Annotated in this window: 15 protein-coding genes and 1 tRNA gene; 2 read left to right on the top strand and 14 right to left on the bottom strand. The window is 67.6% G+C overall.

From position 1 onward, the window contains the following. Position 1 precedes the first annotated feature (1 nt). Complete coding sequence (locus IM543_00905) at positions 2-1,273, bottom strand: penicillin-binding protein activator (GenBank protein QOY94517.1); 1,272 nt, start codon at positions 1,271-1,273, stop codon at positions 2-4. Between the two features lie 10 nt (positions 1,274-1,283). Here IM543_00905 and rsmI point away from each other — a divergent pair, with 10 nt between their 5' ends. Then, on the top strand, positions 1,284-2,189 hold the full coding sequence (gene rsmI / locus IM543_00900; protein ID QOY94516.1) for a 16S rRNA (cytidine(1402)-2'-O)-methyltransferase: 906 nt from the start codon (positions 1,284-1,286) through the stop codon (positions 2,187-2,189). A gap of 63 nt (positions 2,190-2,252) precedes the next feature. Here rsmI and IM543_00895 read toward each other — a convergent pair whose 3' ends face one another. Further along, positions 2,253-2,861 carry a hypothetical protein gene (locus tag IM543_00895; GenBank protein ID QOY94515.1) on the bottom strand — a complete coding sequence of 203 codons (609 nt, stop codon included), beginning with the start codon at positions 2,859-2,861 and terminating at the stop codon, positions 2,253-2,255. Between the two features lie 109 nt (positions 2,862-2,970). On the opposite strand from IM543_00895, the gene IM543_00890 reads away from it, so the two are divergent. Further along, a tRNA-Pro gene (locus IM543_00890) sits at positions 2,971-3,047 on the top strand. An 86-nt stretch (positions 3,048-3,133) separates the two neighbouring features. On the opposite strand, the gene IM543_00885 is transcribed toward IM543_00890, so the two are convergent. The 12 genes from IM543_00885 to IM543_00830 all read right to left on the bottom strand — a co-directional run bounded on the left by IM543_00885 (position 3,134) and on the right by IM543_00830 (position 17,230). Then, positions 3,134-4,054 carry a hydroxymethylglutaryl-CoA lyase gene (locus tag IM543_00885; GenBank protein QOY94514.1) on the bottom strand — a complete coding sequence of 307 codons (921 nt, stop codon included), beginning with the start codon at positions 4,052-4,054 and terminating at the stop codon, positions 3,134-3,136. Positions 4,055-4,058: 4 nt separating this feature from the next. Then, complete coding sequence (locus IM543_00880; protein ID QOY94513.1) at positions 4,059-4,988, bottom strand: glyoxylate/hydroxypyruvate reductase A; 930 nt, start codon at positions 4,986-4,988, stop codon at positions 4,059-4,061. A gap of 43 nt (positions 4,989-5,031) precedes the next feature. After that, positions 5,032-7,065, bottom strand: a complete 2,034-nt coding sequence (locus IM543_00875) for an acetyl/propionyl/methylcrotonyl-CoA carboxylase subunit alpha (protein QOY94512.1) — start codon at positions 7,063-7,065, stop codon at positions 5,032-5,034. A 70-nt stretch (positions 7,066-7,135) separates the two neighbouring features. Then, positions 7,136-8,143, bottom strand: coding sequence for a biotin synthase BioB (gene bioB, locus IM543_00870; GenBank protein QOY96458.1), 1,008 nt, complete (start codon positions 8,141-8,143; stop codon positions 7,136-7,138). A gap of 35 nt (positions 8,144-8,178) precedes the next feature. Beyond that, positions 8,179-9,021, bottom strand: coding sequence for a dethiobiotin synthase (gene bioD, locus IM543_00865; protein ID QOY94511.1), 843 nt, complete (start codon positions 9,019-9,021; stop codon positions 8,179-8,181). Beyond that, a complete protein-coding gene (bioF, locus tag IM543_00860; protein QOY94510.1) occupies positions 9,018-10,205 on the bottom strand; it encodes an 8-amino-7-oxononanoate synthase in 1,188 nt (395 codons plus the stop codon). The genes bioD and bioF overlap by 4 nt, the downstream gene beginning before the upstream one ends. Before the next feature lie 14 nt (positions 10,206-10,219). Continuing rightward, on the bottom strand, positions 10,220-11,560 hold the full coding sequence (locus IM543_00855) for an adenosylmethionine--8-amino-7-oxononanoate transaminase (GenBank protein ID QOY94509.1): 1,341 nt from the start codon (positions 11,558-11,560) through the stop codon (positions 10,220-10,222). 26 nt (positions 11,561-11,586) lie between these two features. After that, positions 11,587-12,372 (bottom strand): enoyl-CoA hydratase/isomerase family protein, encoded by a 786-nt coding sequence (locus IM543_00850; protein QOY94508.1) that lies wholly within the window; start codon positions 12,370-12,372, stop codon positions 11,587-11,589. 26 nt (positions 12,373-12,398) lie between these two features. After that, a complete protein-coding gene (locus tag IM543_00845; protein QOY94507.1) occupies positions 12,399-14,006 on the bottom strand; it encodes a methylcrotonoyl-CoA carboxylase in 1,608 nt (535 codons plus the stop codon). A 25-nt stretch (positions 14,007-14,031) separates the two neighbouring features. Next, positions 14,032-14,361: a hypothetical protein gene (locus IM543_00840; GenBank protein ID QOY96457.1), complete on the bottom strand. Its 330-nt coding sequence runs from the start codon at positions 14,359-14,361 to the stop codon at positions 14,032-14,034. A 156-nt stretch (positions 14,362-14,517) separates the two neighbouring features. After that, the gene (locus IM543_00835) at positions 14,518-15,762 is read right to left on the bottom strand and encodes a D-amino acid dehydrogenase (protein QOY94506.1); all 1,245 of its coding nucleotides are present in this window, start codon (positions 15,760-15,762) and stop codon (positions 14,518-14,520) included. Between the two features lie 109 nt (positions 15,763-15,871). Beyond that, positions 15,872-17,230, bottom strand: a complete 1,359-nt coding sequence (locus tag IM543_00830) for a serine hydrolase (GenBank protein QOY96456.1) — start codon at positions 17,228-17,230, stop codon at positions 15,872-15,874. Positions 17,231-17,426 lie beyond the last annotated feature (196 nt).

Here is a 17,426-nt window from a genome sequence, read left to right as displayed (position 1 = left end):
GTCAGCGCCCGAAAGCCACTGCTTCGAAGGCGCCGTCGCGGTACACGGCGCCGGTCTCGACGCGTCGGAACACCGGCGCGCCCGTGCTCATGTCGATCGACAGGCGGCCCGTCACGCCGTCGAGCTCGAACGATCCGTTGGGACGCAGGGCCAGTTCGCGGGCGATGCGGTAGGCGTCGATGCCGAGCGCGTACAGGCGCTTCATGTCGAAGCCGCCGGTGTCGCCGCCCCAGCGCGGATAGCTCGCCACCAGCGGATTGTCCGGCTGCACGGTCCAGGGCAGGTCGAGGATGCGCACGCCGCTCAGCTCGGGCGCGACCATGGCCGGATCGCGGCCCGGGTTGATCGAGGCGGTGCCGTAGGTCGGCAGCGAGGTCCCGATGGCGCTGCGCACCTGGCGCAGCTGGACGGCGTCGAGGGCGGCGAACACCAGCTGCGGCGGATCGACCTGCAGGCGCGCGCGCAAGGCGGCCAGCGCATTGCCGTCGACATAGCCGTCGCTGCTCGGCAGCTCGACGACGGCATTGTTCAGGCCCAGCTGGGACCAGCGCGCCGTGAATGCGCCCGACAGGCGCTGCTGCCAGGCGGTCTTGCCGGTGAGCACCAGGGCGCGGCCGGCGGGCTGTTCCGCCGCGGCCCAGTCGGCTACCTGGCGCGCTTCTTCTTCGAGCGACAGGCCGACCACCAGCATCTGGCGCGGCAGCGGGTCACCGGTCTGCGGGTGATTGAGGGCGACGGTCGGCTTGGTCACGGCGCCGCTGGTGGCCAGCGCCGCCACGGCGGGGCGGGCCAGGGGACCGACCACGATATCGTTCTGCTCGGCCGCACGCGCGTAGGCGTCGAGCGTGGCCTGTGCGGAATCGCCGGTGGGGATCACGTTGACCGTCACCCCCTGGCGCTCGCGCTCGTAACCGGCCATGAAGCCGGCGCGCACCGCTTCGGCGGGCTGCGCGAGCGCGTCGGACTGCAGCGGCAGCAGCAGCGCGATGCGCGTACCCGGGCGGTTCAGGTCGGCAGCGAGCGGGCGGCCGCCGGCGGATGGGGGCAGGTCGACCGGATTGGTGCGGAACTGGCCAGCGGGTGGTGGAGGCGAATAGCTGGGCTCGGCAGGTGGCGGGCTTGCTATCGGCGCGGCGGGCGCGCAAAATCCGCCCGGTACGCCGCAGCCGGTGTCGGGCGGCAAAGGTGTACTTGAGCAAGCCGACAATACGCCAGCGAGCACGCCAGACGCGGCCATCGTCAGCAGCGCCTTGATATTCTTCTTCTTCAGCATCGGAATCCTTATGACAGAACAGCAGACCATCGACATCGCCCAGCTTCCCGTCATGGGCGAAGCGGCCCAGCAGTCCTATCCTACCGCAACGCTGTATGTCGTGGCTACACCGATCGGCAATGTCACCGACATCACGCTGCGCGCACTGCACCTGCTGGCGCTCGCCGATGTCGTGGCTTGCGAAGACACGCGCAAGACCGGCGCACTGCTGCAGCGCTTCGGCCTGAACAAGCAGACCATTGCCGCGCACATGCACAACGAGCGCGAGGTGGCCGACAAGATCGTCGAGCGCCTGGCAGGCGGACAGCGCGTGGCGCTGGTGTCGGACGCCGGCACGCCGGCCGTGTCCGACCCGGGCGCGCGCATCGTCGACGCGGTACGCACCGCCGGGCTGAACGTGGTACCGCTGCCGGGGCCGTCGGCGGCCATCACCGCCCTGTCGGCCAGCGGGCTGGTCAACGACCGGTTTCACTTCGTCGGCTTCCTGCCGGCGAAATCGAAGCAGCGCGAAAGCGCGCTGGCCGAACTGGCGCGCGAGACCTCGACGCTCGTCTTCTACGAAGCGCCGCACCGCATCGTCGATTGCGTCGAAGCCTTGATGTCGACGTTCGAGCCGACCCGCCAGGTGGTGTTCGCGCGCGAGCTGAGCAAGCTGTTCGAGGAAGTGCACCGCTGCCCGCTCGGCGAGGCCCTGGCCTGGGTGAAAGCCGACCAGCACCGCGAGCGCGGCGAGTTCGTGGTGCTGGTGGAAGGGGCGGTCCTCGCCACCGATGCGCAGGATGCGGAAGCGGAACGCATCCTGCAGATCCTGTTGACGGAGTGTTCGGTGAAGCAGGCCGCCAACCTGGCGGCGCAGATTACCGGGCGCAAGAAGAACGCCCTCTACGAGCGGGCCCTGCAGATCAAGGGCGAGTAAGCGCAGCGTTCCGGTGCCGCGGTTGCTGCAGAGCATTGCGGCGAAGACCGGGTAGGCCAAGCTTTACCACTTGCAGCCGCTGTCCTTCTTGTCCATGGCCAGGAACAGCGGCGCCAGCAAGCCGCCCGGAATGCCATCCTTGCAGTTGCGGCGCTTGGCCTTGCTGATGGCTTTCGCGAACTTCGATTCGGTTTCCAGGGGCGGATCGGGGAATTGCGCGTGCGCCGTTCCCTCTCGGCCGAGTTTGGTCTGACCCGCCAGTTGCCGTGCCGTTTGTCTTGCGGCATTCATGTCGAACGCCGGCGTATCGCTGGCGCTGCCCTGCATCGGCTCGGCAGCTTGCTGCACCGCGAACGGATCCCCGGTGCTTTCCGGCGCCGGCGGCACGGCGATGACCGGCGTCGACGTGGAGGGGCGCGCGCGACGCGGCGCTGCAGATGCGGCAGGCGTTGTTGGCGTTGGTGGCGGCAGGGCCGGCGCTGGTGGCCGGATCGTGATCGTGATGGAAGAGGGCGCCTCAGGCTGGAACACCGGCGCGGACGGCCCCGTATGCCGGTAGGCGAACAGCAGCAGCAGATGCATGGCAAGCGACACGCCGACACCCACCAGGAAGCGCCTGTTTCCCGGTGTCCTGCCCTCATGTACGCCGTATTCGGCTGCCAGGTTCGCCATATTGCCTGCTTGGCCATGTTTGAAATAATGCGACAGAGAATACGGCGATCCGCTTATTTGGTCCTTAAGCCTTGACCTGGGCTCGGCAACGCGCTATGATCTTTGTCTTCGGAGTGTAGCGCAGCCCGGTAGCGCACCTGGTTTGGGACCAGGGGGTCCAAGGTTCGAATCCTTGTACTCCGACCAGCTTCAAGAAAAAAGCCGACAGTGAACACTGTCGGCTTTTTTCGTTTCCGACATCGTTTCGCAGGGGGCGAGCCGCCCCCTGCGATTCAGCCCGCGCGCTTGGCCGCGATGGCATTGCCCGCGCGGCTCGCGCCCTTGCGGCCGAGTTGCTGCGAGATGAATTGCCCGGCATCTACCACCTGGTCGAGATCGATGCCGGTCTCGATGCCGAGCCCGTTCATCAGGTAGAGCACGTCCTCGGTGGCGACGTTGCCGGTCGCGCCCTTGGCGTAGGGGCAGCCGCCCAGCCCCGACACCGAGGAATGGAAGATCGCCACGCCGACTTCCATCGCCGCGTAGATGTTGGCCAGTGCCTGGCCATAGGTGTCGTGGAAGTGGCCGGACAGCTGTTGCAGCGGGAATTCCCGGCTTGCTGCCAGCATCACGGCCTGGGTCTTGCGGGCGGTCGCCACGCCGATGGTGTCGGCGATGTCGATTTCGTCGCAGCCGAGATCGCGCATGCGGCGCACCACGTCGGCCACCGCGTCCAGGGGCACCTCGCCCTGGTAGGGACAGCCGAAGGCCGTGCTGATCGAGCCGCGCAGGCGCAGGCCGCTGGCCTTGGCCGCCTTCGCCACCGGCTCGAAGCGCGCGATCGATTCGGCGATCGAGCAGTTGATGTTCTTTTGCGAGAAGGCTTCCGAGGCCGAGCCGAAGATCACGACTTCATCGGCTTTCGCGGCCAGCGCCGCCTCGAAGCCCTGCATGTTCGGCGTGAGCGCCGAGTAGATCGTGCCGGGCAGGCGTTCGATGCCGGCCATCACCTCCGCGCTGGTGGCCATCTGCGGCACCCACTTGGGCGACACGAACGACGCCGCCTCGACGTTGGCGAAGCCGGCGCGCGCGAGGCGGTTCACCAGTTCGATCTTGACGGCGGCGGACAAGGCTTCCTTCTCGTTCTGCAGGCCGTCGCGCGGCCCCACTTCGACAATCCTGACCTTCTCGGGTAACGTGGGTTGCTGGTTCATTCTTTCAGTATCCTAGATCGCGGTCGACGACGTCGTCGACGGGTTGGCCGCTCTCCAGCTTCGCGATCTTCTCGAGAATCTGGAGCACGGCGTCGCGGCGCACGGTAAGCGCCGAGATATGCGGGGTGATGCTGATGCGCGGCTCGTTCCAGAACGGGTGCGGCGCCGGCAGCGGCTCGTGGCGGAACACGTCGAGCGTGGCGCCGGCGATGTGGCCGGAACGGATCAGGGTCATCAGGTCGGGCTCGGCCAGGATGGCGCCGCGCGACACGTTGATCAGATAAGCGCCCGGCTGGAGCTTGCCTAGGTTGTGGCGGTCGAGCAGGTTGGCCGTATCGGGCGTCAATGGCAGCATGCAGACTAGCACCCGGGTGCCGCGCAGGAAGGAATCCAGCCCGTCGGCGCCGTGGAAGCACTCGACGCCGGGGAGATCCTTGGGCGTGCGGCTCCAGCCGCGCACCGGGAAGCCGAACAGGCGCATCGCCTCGACCACCGGCAGGCCGAGCTTGCCGAGACCCATGATCCCGACCGCGAAGTCGGCCTTGGGCGTGAGCGGCAGCGGGTCCCAGACACCTTGGCGGGCCTGCTGTTCGTAATCGTCGAAGTGGCGGTAGTAGCGCAGCACCGCGTGCGCGACGTATTCGGCCATCTGCACGCCCATGCCGGCGTCGCCCAGGCGCACGATCGGCACCGGCGGCAGCGCACTGCCCAGCTTGAGCAGGGCATCGACACCGGCGCCCATCAGGAAGATCGCCCTGACGTGGGCAAGCTGGTCGAGCAGGGCCGGCGCGGGGCTCCACACCACCGCGTAGTCGCACGGCGGCAGGGCCGTGCCTTCTTTCCACGCGACGGTCTCCACCTGCGGCATGGCGGCGGCGAACTCGCGCGCCCATGGCTCGATCACGCCGTCTCCGCGGTACAGGAGTATGCGCATGTCTCCCCTTTCGTTCTGGTCTTGTTGGTGTGACGCCGCCTTGTCAAGCTGCCTTGAAGGCCAGCAGCGGCGCGCCGTCCGCCACCTGGTCGCCGACCTGGTACAGCACTTCTTCCACCAGGCCGTCGCTCGGCGCGGAAATCGTGTGCTCCATCTTCATCGCTTCCATGATCACCAGCGGCTCGCCTTTCTTGACTTCCTTGCCGGACGAGGCCAGCACCGCCACCACTTTACCCGGCATCGGCGCGGTCAGGCGTCCGCCCGCGGCTTCGAGCTCGCCGGCGTGCGCCATCGGGTCATTGTACGCCAGGGTGTAATGACGGCCGCCGGTGAACACGTGGAACAGCTCGCCATCGCGACGCACGCTGCCGTGCAGCGAAGTCTCGCCCAGGCGGATGCTCAGCTCGGCGCCTTCGTGGCGGACCAGTTCGAGGCTCTGGCGCTCGCCGTCGGCATCGATCTCCCAGCCATGGGCGCCATAGGTCAAGCCGACCTGGTAGCCCTGCTCGCCGCTGAATTCGTCGGCGAAGGAGAGCACGCGGCGGTAGGCGCTGTTCATGCGCCAGCCGCGGGCTTGCGCCCACGGATCCGCCGGATTGACCGCGCCGCGCACGGTTTCGCCGCGGCTCAATGCCAGCGCGGCCAGTGCCAGGGCGCCCAGCGGGGCGGCGCAAGGCGGCGGGAACAGCGCCTCGCCGTGGCGGTCGATCAGGCCGGTGTCCAGGTCGGCGCTCGAGAAGGCCTCGCCTTCGACCAGGCGTTTCAGGAAGGCGATGTTGGTGGCCAGGCCGACGATCTGGAACTCTGCCAGGGCCTGCGACAGGCGCGCCAGGGCCTGGGTGCGGTCGGCGCCCCAGACGATCAGCTTGGCGATCATCGGGTCGTAGAAGGGCGAAATCGCGTCGCCTTCGCGCACGCCCGAGTCGACCCGGACTGCCGCCGGGTTGGTGCCCGAATCCGCGCCCATGCCGCCAAGTTCGAACTCGACGGCGCTCGGCGTATCCATGTGGCGCAGCGTGCCGATCGACGGCAGGAAGCCCTTTTCCGGATTCTCGGCGTAGATGCGCGCCTCGATGGCATGGCCGTGGATCGCCAGTTCGTGCTGCTTCTTCGGCAGCGGTTCGCCGAAGGCGACGCGCAGCTGCCACTCCACCAGGTCGGTGCCGGTGATCATCTCGGTGACCGGGTGCTCCACCTGCAGGCGGGTGTTCATCTCCATGAAGTAGAAAGAACCGTCCTGGTTGGCGATGAATTCGACCGTGCCGGCGCCGACGTAGCCGACCGCGCGCGCGGCATTCACGGCCGCTTCGCCCATGGCGGCGCGGCGGTCCCCGGTCATGCCGGGCGCCGGTGCTTCCTCCAGCACCTTCTGGTGGCGGCGCTGCACCGAGCAGTCGCGCTCGTGCAGGTAGACGCAGTTACCAATGGTGTCGGCGAACACCTGGATCTCGATGTGGCGCGGACGAATCAGGTATTTTTCGACCAGCACCTTGTCGTCGCCGAACGAGCTGATCGCTTCGCGCTTGCAGGAAGCCAGCGCGGCTTCGAAGTCTTCCGAGCGCTCGACCACGCGCATGCCCTTGCCGCCGCCGCCGGCGCTGGCCTTGAGCAGCACCGGATAGCCGATGCGGTCGGCCTGCTCGCGCAGGAAGCCCGGTTCCTGGTTGTCGCCGTGGTAGCCCGGCACCAGCGGAACCTTGGCCCCTTCCATCAGTTGCTTGGCGGCCGACTTGGAACCCATCGCGCGCATCGAGGCGCCCGGCGGTCCGATGAAGACCAGGCTGGCGGCCTGCACGGCTTCGGCGAACTCCGCGTTCTCTGACAGGAAGCCGTAGCCGGGGTGGATCGCCTGGGCGCCGGTGGCCTTGGCCACCTCGATGATCTTCTGGCCGCGCAGGTAACTGTCCTTGGCGGCGCTCGGGCCGATCAGCACCGCCTCATCGCAGACCGCCACGTGCTTCGACCCCGCGTCGGCTTCCGAGTAGACGGCGACGGTGCGGATGCCCATGCGGCGGGCGGTGGCGGCGACACGGCAGGCGATTTCGCCACGGTTGGCGATGAGGATTTTGGTGAACATGCGTTTGTCTTTCGCTTCTTGGTTGTTCAAATGGGTTCAAACGCGGCCGTGTCTCCCCGGCCGCACATGCTTAACAGCCGCAGGCAGCCTTCGGCGCCGAATCGAGCGTCGCGGCGCGCGTCTTCAAGCCCAGCTTCTCGAGCAGCACGCGGTCGTCGTCCGCTTCCGGGTTGCCGGTGGTGAGCAGCTTGTCGCCGTAGAAGATGGAATTGGCGCCGGCCATGAAGCACATCGCCTGCACCGCTTCGCCCAGCTCGCGGCGGCCGGCCGACAGGCGCACGCGCGCCTGCGGCATGGTGATGCGGGCCACGGCGATGGTGCGCACGAATTCGATCGGGTCGAGTTTTTCGACGCCGTGCAGCGGGGTGCCTTCGACCTGCACCAGGTGGTTGACCGGCACCGATTCCGGATACGGGTTCAGGTTGGCCAGCTGGGCGATCAGGCCGGCGCGCTGCGCGCGCGTCTCGCCCATGCCCACGATGCCGCCGCAGCAGACCTTCAGGCCGGCGCTGCGCACGCGGCCCAGCGTATCCAGGCGGTCCTGGTACTCGCGGGTCGAAATCACGTTGTCATAAAAATCGGGCGCGGTGTCGATGTTGTGGTTGTAGTAGTCCAGCCCGGCCTTCTTGAGCTGTTCGGCCTGGCCTTCCTCGAGCATGCCGAGGGTGGCGCAGGTTTCCATGCCGAGCGCCTTCACTTCGCGCACCATGGTTTCGACCTTTTCCATGTCGCGCTCCTTCGGGCTGCGCCAGGCGGCGCCCATGCAGAAACGGGTGGCGCCGCTGGCCTTGGCCTGGCGCGCCGCATCCAGCACGGTATCGAGGTCGAGGATCTTCTTGGCTTCGACCCCGGTGTCGTAGCGTGCCGCCTGCGGGCAGTAGCCGCAGTCTTCCTCGCAGCCGCCGGTCTTGATCGACAGCAGGGTGGCCAGCTCGACGTCGCCGTCCGGGAAGTTGGCGCGGTGCGCTTCTTGCGCACGGTGCATCAGTTCATTGAAAGGCAGTTCGAACAGGGCCAGTACGTCGGCCAGCGGCCAGGTCGCATTCTCGGCCTGCTTGATGGCGACGGGACGGTGCAACGCAACGGTATTCGATTGGGACATCTTGGTTTTCCTTAAGTCTGGACACGCGGCGAATGCCAGCCCGGCAGCCCCGCGAGGTCGATGTATTCTGCGGCGGCTTCTGCCGTCGCCTGTTCGAGGCGGGGCACATGGCCCAGCAGCGGCGCCGGAATGCGTTGTTCCAGCGCGTCGATGTTCTCGCGCCCGAAGCGCATGTCAGGGTCGACCGTGTTGGCGACCCAGCCGGCCAGCACCAGGCCGCGCGCCACGATGGCTTCCACCGTCAGGAGGGCGTGGCTGATGCAGCCTAGGCGCAGCCCCACCACCAGGATCACCGGCAGGTTGAGTTGTGCGGCCAGGTCGGCGCTGTCGAAATCGTCGTTGAAGGGCACGCGGAATCCGCCCACGCCTTCCACCACGACCGCATCGGAGGCAGCATGGATTTCGGTGTAGGCCGCCAGGATCGGCACCGGCTCGATGGTCACGCCTTCCAGCGCGGCGGCGATGTGCGGCGCCGCCGGTTCCTTCAGCATGAAAGGCGTCGTGATGCTGCTGGGCAGGTGCACGTTGCCGGCCGCGCGCAGCATGTCGGCGTCTTCGTTGTGCAGTTCGCCGTCACGCAGTTCGGCGCCGGCCGCGACCGGCTTCATGCCGCAGGCACGGCGGCCGCTGGCCGCCAGCTTGTGCAGGATGGCGGCCGAGATGAGCGTCTTGCCGATCTCGGTGTCGGTGCCGGTGACGAAGCAGCTGAAACGCGAGGGCACGGCATCCAGCGGCAGCGCTTCCGGTTGCGGCTCGGCCGGTGCCGCCTCGGCGACCGGGGCGCCGGCGCTGCCGGGCGCGGTGACCACCGGCGTCAGCGCCAGCGGCTGGCGCGGTTCGTTGAGGTTCTTCATGCGCAGGCCCTTTCCAGTTCGTTCAGCGCGCGTGCCAGCAGCGCGACTTCATCGTGAGTGTGCGCCGCCGACAAGGTCACGCGCAGGCGTGCCGTGCCCGGCGCCACGGTCGGCGGACGGATCGCCGGCACCCACAGGCCCTGCTCGTGCAGGCCGGCGGCCGCGCGCAGCGCGTCCTCGTTGCTGCCGATGACGATCGGCTGGATCGCGGTGCTGGATGCCAGCAGTTGCCAGCGTTGCAGGCGCAGGGCGTCCCGCAGGTGGTCGACCAGCGCGGCCAGGTGGGCACGGCGCCGCGCGCCTTCTTCGCCGCCGATGATGGCAAGGCTGGCCTGCAGCGCATGGGCCAGCGCCGGCGGCGCGGCGGTCGTGTAGATGTAGGGGCGGGCACGCTGCACCAGCAGTTCGATCACGCTGGCATGCGCCGCAACAAAGGCGCCGCCCACGCCGGCCGCCTTGCCGAGGGTGCCGATGTACACCAGCTGCGACGACGACAGCCCGAAATGCGCGAGCGCGCCCCGGCCACGCTCGCCCAGCACGCCGAAGCCGTGGGCGTCGTCCACCACCAGCCAGGCGCCGTAGCGCTCGCACAGCGCCAGCAGTTGCGGCAACGGAGCAAGATTGCCGTCCATGCTGAAGACGCTGTCGGTGACGACGATCCTGGTGCCGGCCGTGCTGGTGCGCAGCTGCTGTTCCAGCGCCTCGAGGTCGCCGTGCGGATAAACCGTGACGCCGGCCCTGGCCAGGCGCGCGCCGTCGATCAGCGAGGCGTGGTTGAGCGCTTCCGAGAAGATCATCGCGTCGGCGTCCAGGCCCAGCGCAGTGAGCACCGCGAGGTTGGCCATGTAGCCGGTGCACAGGTACAGGGCGCGTGCCTGGTCGATATGGGGCGACAGCCACTCGCCGAAGCGCTCCTCGAGCAGCGCGTGCGCGCGGCTGTGGCCACTGACCAGGTGCGATGCGCCGCTGCCGGCGCCATAGCGTGCGGCGCCCTCCTGCAGCGCCGCGATCACGGCCGGGTGCGCCGCCAGGCCCAGGTAATCGTTGCTGCAGAAGCCCAGCATGGCGCGGCCGTCCACGACCTGGCGCGGGGCGCAGGGGCTGTCGGCCACGCGCAGGCGGCGCGTCAGGCTTTGCGCGGCGATGGCGTCGAGCTTGCGGTCGATCGTTGCGATCAGGTTCATCTCTAGTCCAGTTCCTAGCCCGCGATGACCGATTCGAAGACCTTGCGGGTGCGCGCCGCCAGGCCGGCGACCTCCTCGTCGTCCAGCACGTAGGGCGGCATCAGGTACACGGTGCGGCCGATCGGGCGCAGCAACAGTTCGTTCTCCACCGCGGTGGTGAAGAAGCGGCGTGCGAAGCTCGCGGCGCGCGCCGCGTCGGGCTCCACCGCATCGAAGGCGAAGATCATGCCGCGCTGGCGGAAATGCCGGGCGCGCTCGTGCTCGGCCAGCGGCGCCAGCGCGATGGTCAGCTTGGTGGCCAGCTCGCGGTTGCGGTTCAGCACGTCGTCTTCCTCGAAGATCGCGAGCGTGGCCAGGGCCGCGCGGCAGGCCAGCGGGTTGCCGGTGTACGAGTGCGAGTGCAGGAAGCCGCGCGTGATGTCTTCGCTGTAGAAGGCCTGGTAGATGGAATCGACGGTGAGCACCAGCGACAGCGGCAGGTAGCCGCCGCTGATGCCTTTCGACAGGCACAGGAAGTCGGGCCAGATCGCCGCCTGTTCGCAGGCGAAGAAGGTGCCGGTGCGGCCGCAGCCGACCGCGATCTCGTCGGCGATCAGGTGCACGTGGTGCTGGTCGCACAACGCGCGCAGCAGTTCCAGGTAGAGCGGGTCGTACATCGCCATGCCGGTGGCGCACTGCACCAGCGGTTCGACGATGATGGCCGCGATCTTGTCGCCGCGCTCCTCGAACAGGGTGCGCACGGCTGAAATAGCACGCCTGGCCACGTCCTGGGCCGATTCACCCTCGTGCGCATTGCGCGCATCCGGCGCCGGCACCACGTGCGAGGCGCGCAGCAGCGGGCCATAGGCGTCCTTGAACAGCGGCACGTCGGTGACCGCCAGGGCGCCGATGGTCTCGCCGTGGTAGCTGCCCTGCAGGCAGACGAATTCCTGCTTGCGGGGGTGGCCGGCATTGCGCCAGGCATGGAAGCTCATCTTCATGGCGATCTCGACCGCCGAGGCGCCGTCCGAGGCGTAGAAGGCGTGGCCGAGCTGGTGGCCGGTGAGGGCGGCCAGCTTTTCCGATAGTTCGATCACCGGTTCGTGGGTGAAGCCGGCCAGCATCGCGTGTTCCAGCTTGTCCAGCTGGTCCTTCAGGGCCGCGTTGATGCGCGGGTTCGCGTGGCCGAACAGGTTCACCCACCAGGAGCTGATGCCGTCCAGGTAGCGGCGGCCTTCGTGGTCGTACAGCCACGGACCCTTGCCGCGGCTGACCGCGATCAGCGGCACCTCTTCGTGGTGCTGCATCTGGGTGCACGGGTGCCACACGCTGCGCAGGCTGCGTGCGATCCAGTCGGAAGAGGTGTGCTGCTTCAAGATGATTCCAATACGTCAGGTACGAGTCAGTTCAGCCAGCCCGGCTTGCGCTTCTCGAGGAAGGAAGCGACGCCTTCGCGGCCTTCCAGGGAAGCGCGGATTTCCGCGATGCGATTCGCGGTATCCGCCAGCAGCGCCTCGTCGACCGGCTGGCCCACGACCTCGCGCACCAGCTTTTTCGCTTGTACCACGGCGTTCGGGCTGTTCGACACCAGGCCTTTCACGATGCCGGCCACGGTGGCGTCGAGCGCGTCAAGCGGCACGACCTCGTGGGCAAAGCCAATGCGGCGGGCCTCCCGGGCATCGAAGCGCTCGGCGGTAAGGAAGTAGCGGCGCGAGGCCTGCTCGCCCATGGCTTTGATCACGTAGGGCGAAATGGTGGCGGGAATCAGGCCCAGCTTCACTTCGGACAGGCAGAAGTGCGCGAGCTCGCTGGCGACCACGATGTCGCAGGCCGCCACCAGGCCCATGCCGCCGGCGTAGCAGTCGCCCTGCACCTTGGCCACGGTCGGCTTCGGGCACAGGTAGATGGTGCGCAGCATGTCGGCCAGGCGCGCGGCGTCCTGCTGGTTCTCGCTGTGCGAGTAGCCGGCCATCTTCTTCATCCAGTTCAGGTCGGCGCCGGCGCAGAAGGCCGGGCCGTTGGCCGCCAGCACGATGGCGCGCACCTGTTCATTGCGCCCGAGTTCGTCGAAGGCCAGCGCCAGTTCGGCGATGGCGTGCTCGTTGAAGGCATTGCGCAGGTCGGGCCGGTTCAGGGTGACGGCGGCCACCTTGTCGTCGATCGAAACGGTGAGAGTCTGGTATTCCATTGTCAAGTTCCCTTTACATCCTGCCGTTACATCCGGAACACGCCGAACTTCGTCTCTTCGATCGGCGCGTTCAGCGCGGCCGAGAGTCCCAGGCCCAGCACGGTGCGGGTGTCGGCCGGATCGATCACGCCGTCGTCCCACAGGCGCGCCGAGGCATAGTAGGGGTGGCCCTGGTGTTCGTACTGCTCCTTGATCGGCTGCTTGAAAGCCGCTTCTTCGTCAGGCGACCACTGGCCGCCCTTGCCTTCGATGCCGTCACGCTTGACGGTGGCCAGCACCGATGCCGCCTGGTCGCCGCCCATCACCGAGATGCGCGCGTTCGGCCACATCCACAGGAAGCGCGGAGAAAACGCGCGGCCGCACATGCCGTAGTTACCGGCGCCAAACGACCCGCCGATGATCACGGTGAACTTCGGCACCGAGGCGGTGGCCACTGCCGTGACCATCTTGGCGCCGTTGCGGGCGATGCCTTCGTTTTCGTACTTGCGGCCGACCATGAAACCGGTGATGTTCTGCAGGAAGACCAGCGGAATCTTGCGTTGGCAGCACAGCTCGATGAAGTGGGCGCCCTTGAGTGCCGATTCCGAGAACAGGATGCCGTTGTTGGCGATGATGCCGACCTTCATGCCGTAGATGTGGGCGAAGCCGCACACCAGCGTGGTGCCATAGCGCGCCTTGAACTCGTCGAATTCGCTGCCGTCCACCACGCGCGCGATCACTTCGCGCACATCGAAAGGCTTGCGGGTATCCACCGGGATCACGCCGTACAGTTCTTCCGGCGCATACTTCGGCTCGGCGCTGTCGCGCAGCGCGCCCTGCGCCGGCTTGACCCGGTTCAGGTTCGAGACAATGGTGCGCGCCAGCGACAGCGCATGCAGGTCGTTCTGGGCCAGGTGGTCGGCCACGCCCGACAGGCGGGTGTGGACGTCGCCGCCGCCCAGGTCTTCGGCGGTGACGACTTCGCCGGTGGCCGCTTTGACCAGGGGCGGGCCGCCCAGGAAGATGGTGCCCTGTTCCTTGACGATGATCGATTCGTCGCTCATCGCCGGCACGTAGGCGCCGCCGGCGGTGCAGGAACCCATCACCACCGCGATCTGCGGAATGCCTTTCGCCGACAAATTGGCCTGGTTGTAGAAGATGCGGCCGAAATGGTCGCGGTCCGGGAACACGTCGTCCTGGTTCGGCAGGTTGGCGCCGCCCGAGTCGACCAGGTAGATGCAGGGCAGGTGGTTCTGCTCGGCGATCTCCTGGGCGCGCAGGTGCTTCTTGACCGTGATCGGATAGTAGGTGCCGCCCTTGACGGTGGCGTCGTTACAGACGATCACGACTTCCTGGCCGGCGACGCGGCCGATGCCGGTAATGATGCCGGCGCTGGGTGCGGCGCCGTCATACATGTCATACGCGGCCAGCTGGGAAAACTCGAGGAAGGGCGTGCCCGGATCGAGCAGCATCTGCACGCGGTCGCGCGGCAGCAGCTTGCCGCGCGCGACATGCTTGGCGCTGGCAGCTTCGCCGCCGCCCTGCGCCACTTGCGCGACTTTCGCACGCAAATCGTCGACGATGGCCTGCATGGCCGCGGTATTGGCCTTGAAGTCTTCACCACGCGGGTTCAGTTTGCTCTCGATCTGGGGCATGCTGTCCTCTAAGTCTCTACTGTATTTATTTTGGAAAACTGCCGTCCAGGTAATACCAGCGCTTCACCCCCGTCTCCGGGTCGGGCTCGCGCAGGAAACGGCTCACTTCGTGCAGCCGGTGCGCCCGTCCTCCCAGCTTGAAGCGGGCGACGAATTCCACGGTATCGCTGTCTGGATCGTCCGGCAAATCTACTTTACGTTGACGTAAACGTAAAGCAGATTTTACCTCAAGTCCGAGCCAGCGAATGGCTTCCTGCTCATCGATGAGGGGTTCGCGCGGGCGCGTCGTGGGATGCCAGGTCGCGCGCAGGTAGGGCTCGTTTTTCTGCGTATACGCGGTATAGCGCGAGCGCATCAGGGCCTCGGCCGTGGGCGGCAGGGCGCGGCTTTCGATGAAAGGACCGCAGCAGGCGGCCAGCGACGGCCCGCCGCAGGGGCAGGCTTCGGGTTTGGTCGTGATGGACATGGCCGTCATTATCCGCCATTTTGCACGACCGGCAGGGATGGCGGGTCAGGCGCGCAGGGTCAGGCCATCCAGTGCGAACGGCGGTGTCTCGCCCTGCATCGCGCCGGCCAGCAGGCTGGCGCTGCCGCAGGCGAAGGTAAAGCCCAGCGGGCCATGGCCGACGTTCAGCCACAGGTTGGCGTAGGGCGTGGCGCCGATGATCGGGGCACTGCTCGGGGTGGCGGGACGCAGGCCGGCCCAGACCGAGATCCTGGAGTAGTCGGCCGCGCGCGGCATGGTTTCCTTCACCTGCCGGGTCAGGCCCTCGACCCGTTTCGGGGTGTGGCTCAGGTCTTCGCCGACCATGTCGACCATGGCGGCCACGCGCAGCTTGTCGCCGATGCGCGCATACAGCACTTTTCTTTCGAAGTCGGTGACGCTGATCTCGGGCGCCACGTCGTCGGTGCGGATCGGCGCCGTCAGGCTGTAGCCCTTGAGCGGATACAGCGGCAGCGAAATGCCGACCGTGTCCGCCAGGGTGCGGCTCTGGATGCCGGCCGCCAGCACGTAGCCGTCGGCCTGGATGGTGCCGGTGTCCAGTTCGATACCGGTGATGCGGCCGCTGCGCCCGTCCTGGGCCAGCAGGCGACGCGCCTCGCCATGGACGAAGCCGTCGAAGCGCGGATGGGCACGCAGGCGCTCGGCCAGCGCCACGCAGAAGGCGTGGCAGTCGGCCACCGCTTCGCCGCTGTTGTAGATGCCGCCGGCCAGCATGGGCTCGGCGGCAGCCAGCGAAGGCTCGCGCGCGGCGCAGTCGGCGGCCGACCAGATCTCGCCGGCGCCGGGCTTGCCGGCCGCTTTCTCGAACACGTCGCGCGAGCGGTACACCACCAGCTTGCCGGCGTCGCGCCACGCGAACTCCTCGGGAGGAATCGTGATTTCGAGCTGCTTCATGCCCTGGCGCGACAGCTCGCCCAGTTCTAGCAGCTTGGCGGTGGTACGGCGGTTGACGTCGGCGCGGCAGTGGGCGAGGAAGCTGGCCAGCCAGCGGTACTGGCGCAGGTCGGCTTCGGGGCGGAAGTGCAGGGGGCCGGTGTCCTGGAACATCCATTGCAGGGCCTTCAGCGGCACGCCTTCGTCGGCCAGCGGCGACACGTAGCGGTAGCTGAGCTGTCCGCCATTGCCGTAGCTGGAGCCGCTGCCGACCTCGGGCGCGCGTTCAAGGAGGCGGACACGGTAGCCGGCTTCCGCCAGCCACCAGGCCGAGGTCAGGCCGACGACACCGCCGCCAATGACTAATACTTGCTGCATCCTGCACTCTTCTTATTGGTGACGAGGGGGGAGCTTAGGCTCCGGGCCCGACAAGGGCCAATGAAAGTGCTGCCGGGCGTCATAACCGCGGTATATGTACGCATTGACATCATGTTGCTGCCGGTTGGCTGACGTCGTTGCCGGCAATGGCATGACGGTACAGCGCCGTCAGGATGCGCTCCTCGTAGCGCGCCAGCGCCGAATAGCGTCCTTTTTGCAGTTCCGGGTCGGCCGCGCTGCCGCCGGCCAGCACGATCATGCCGTTGCCGCGCGCCAGGTCGGCCGCGAACACCGAGCGCAGGCCATAGGCGTCGCCCAGGTGGCCGACCGCGTCGAAGCCGCCGCCTTCGACCAGCGCCATGCCGGGCCGATCCGGAAAGTGGGCATTGCCCAGTCCCCAGGCATTGAACACGCCGCCCAGCGAATCGCCGTTGCCGGCCTTGGCATCGAAGGTCCACTGGCGCGCGAACATGCGCTCGAGCGTGCTGCGCTGGAACAGCCGGGCGCCGTCTCGGCCGTCGCCATGCACGCCGCCGTGCATCAGCATGCGCATGATGACGCCCATGTCGCGCGCGGTGATGCGCAGCCCGCCGGTCGGGCTGAAGGGGGTGGCATTGGTGCCGGGGACGTAGCTTGCGATACCGGCGGGCAGCGCCGGCGGCGTTACCGAAAAGTCGTCCACCTGAGGTATCCAGGGGCCTTCGGCGTTCCAGATCTCGGTGTCGACCGTGCGCTTGCGATACAGGGTGGCCAGCTTGTCCAGCGCCATGGGTGGCAGCGCCGCAGGGAGGAAGCCGGCATCGATGCCGAGCGGCTGCAGCAGCAGGCGCTGCATCAAGAGGTCGAAGCGCTCGCCTGTCACGCGTTCCATCGCCGTGCCGATCACTCCCCAGCCGAGGTTACAGTAGGTGAAGTACTCGCCCGGTCCGGCCCGGTTCGACCACATCTTGCCGTCGCCGTACAGCGGTGCGCCCGGCAGCAGCACGTCCTTCAGCGCGGTGCTCAGCGGCCAGGAATAGCCGCCTTCGTCGCGCAGCGACGAGCGATGCGTGAGCAGGCTGCGCAGGGTGATGGGGCGGTCCGGGAAGTGCGGGTTGCGCAGGCCGAAGCCCAGGTAGGCGGAGACGTCGGCCTCGAGGTCCATGCGGCCCGCCTCGACCAGGCGCATCAGGCCCAGCGTGGTCATCATCTTGGAGATCGAGGCGATCCGGAACAGGGTTGCAGGCGTGGCCGGCCGGTCGGGCAGGCTGCCCTTGCCGATGAAGCGGCGCCCGAACGCCTGTTCATATACCGGCTGGCCGGCGCGGACCGCCACCACCGACAGGCTGGCCAGTTGCATCGCCGGATCGTTGACGACGGCCGCCAGTTCGGCGTCCAGCGCCCGGCGTGCGGCGGCCGGCATGCCAGGTGAGCTCGCGGGCGCGAACGGCGCTGCGAACAGTGGCTCGGCCATGCCCAGCAGCGCCATGCCCAACAGGTTTCGCCTGCGCTCGTTCATCCGGTCTCCTTGTCGGCCTGGCGGCTGCTCATCGATAAAGTACTTGGCAATCTGCGGATGAGGATACGGAGTGACAGGAAGGATTGCCAAATGAATAGCCGTGGCCTTGGCATAACCCATTTATATTGGTATCAAGTGGTATGCTCATAAGCCAGGAGCATGCATA

Source organism: Massilia sp. UMI-21, from assembly GCA_015277795.1.
Lineage (GTDB): Bacteria > Pseudomonadota > Gammaproteobacteria > Burkholderiales > Burkholderiaceae_D > Telluria.
This window is presented reverse-complemented; position numbering and strand designations above follow the sequence as displayed.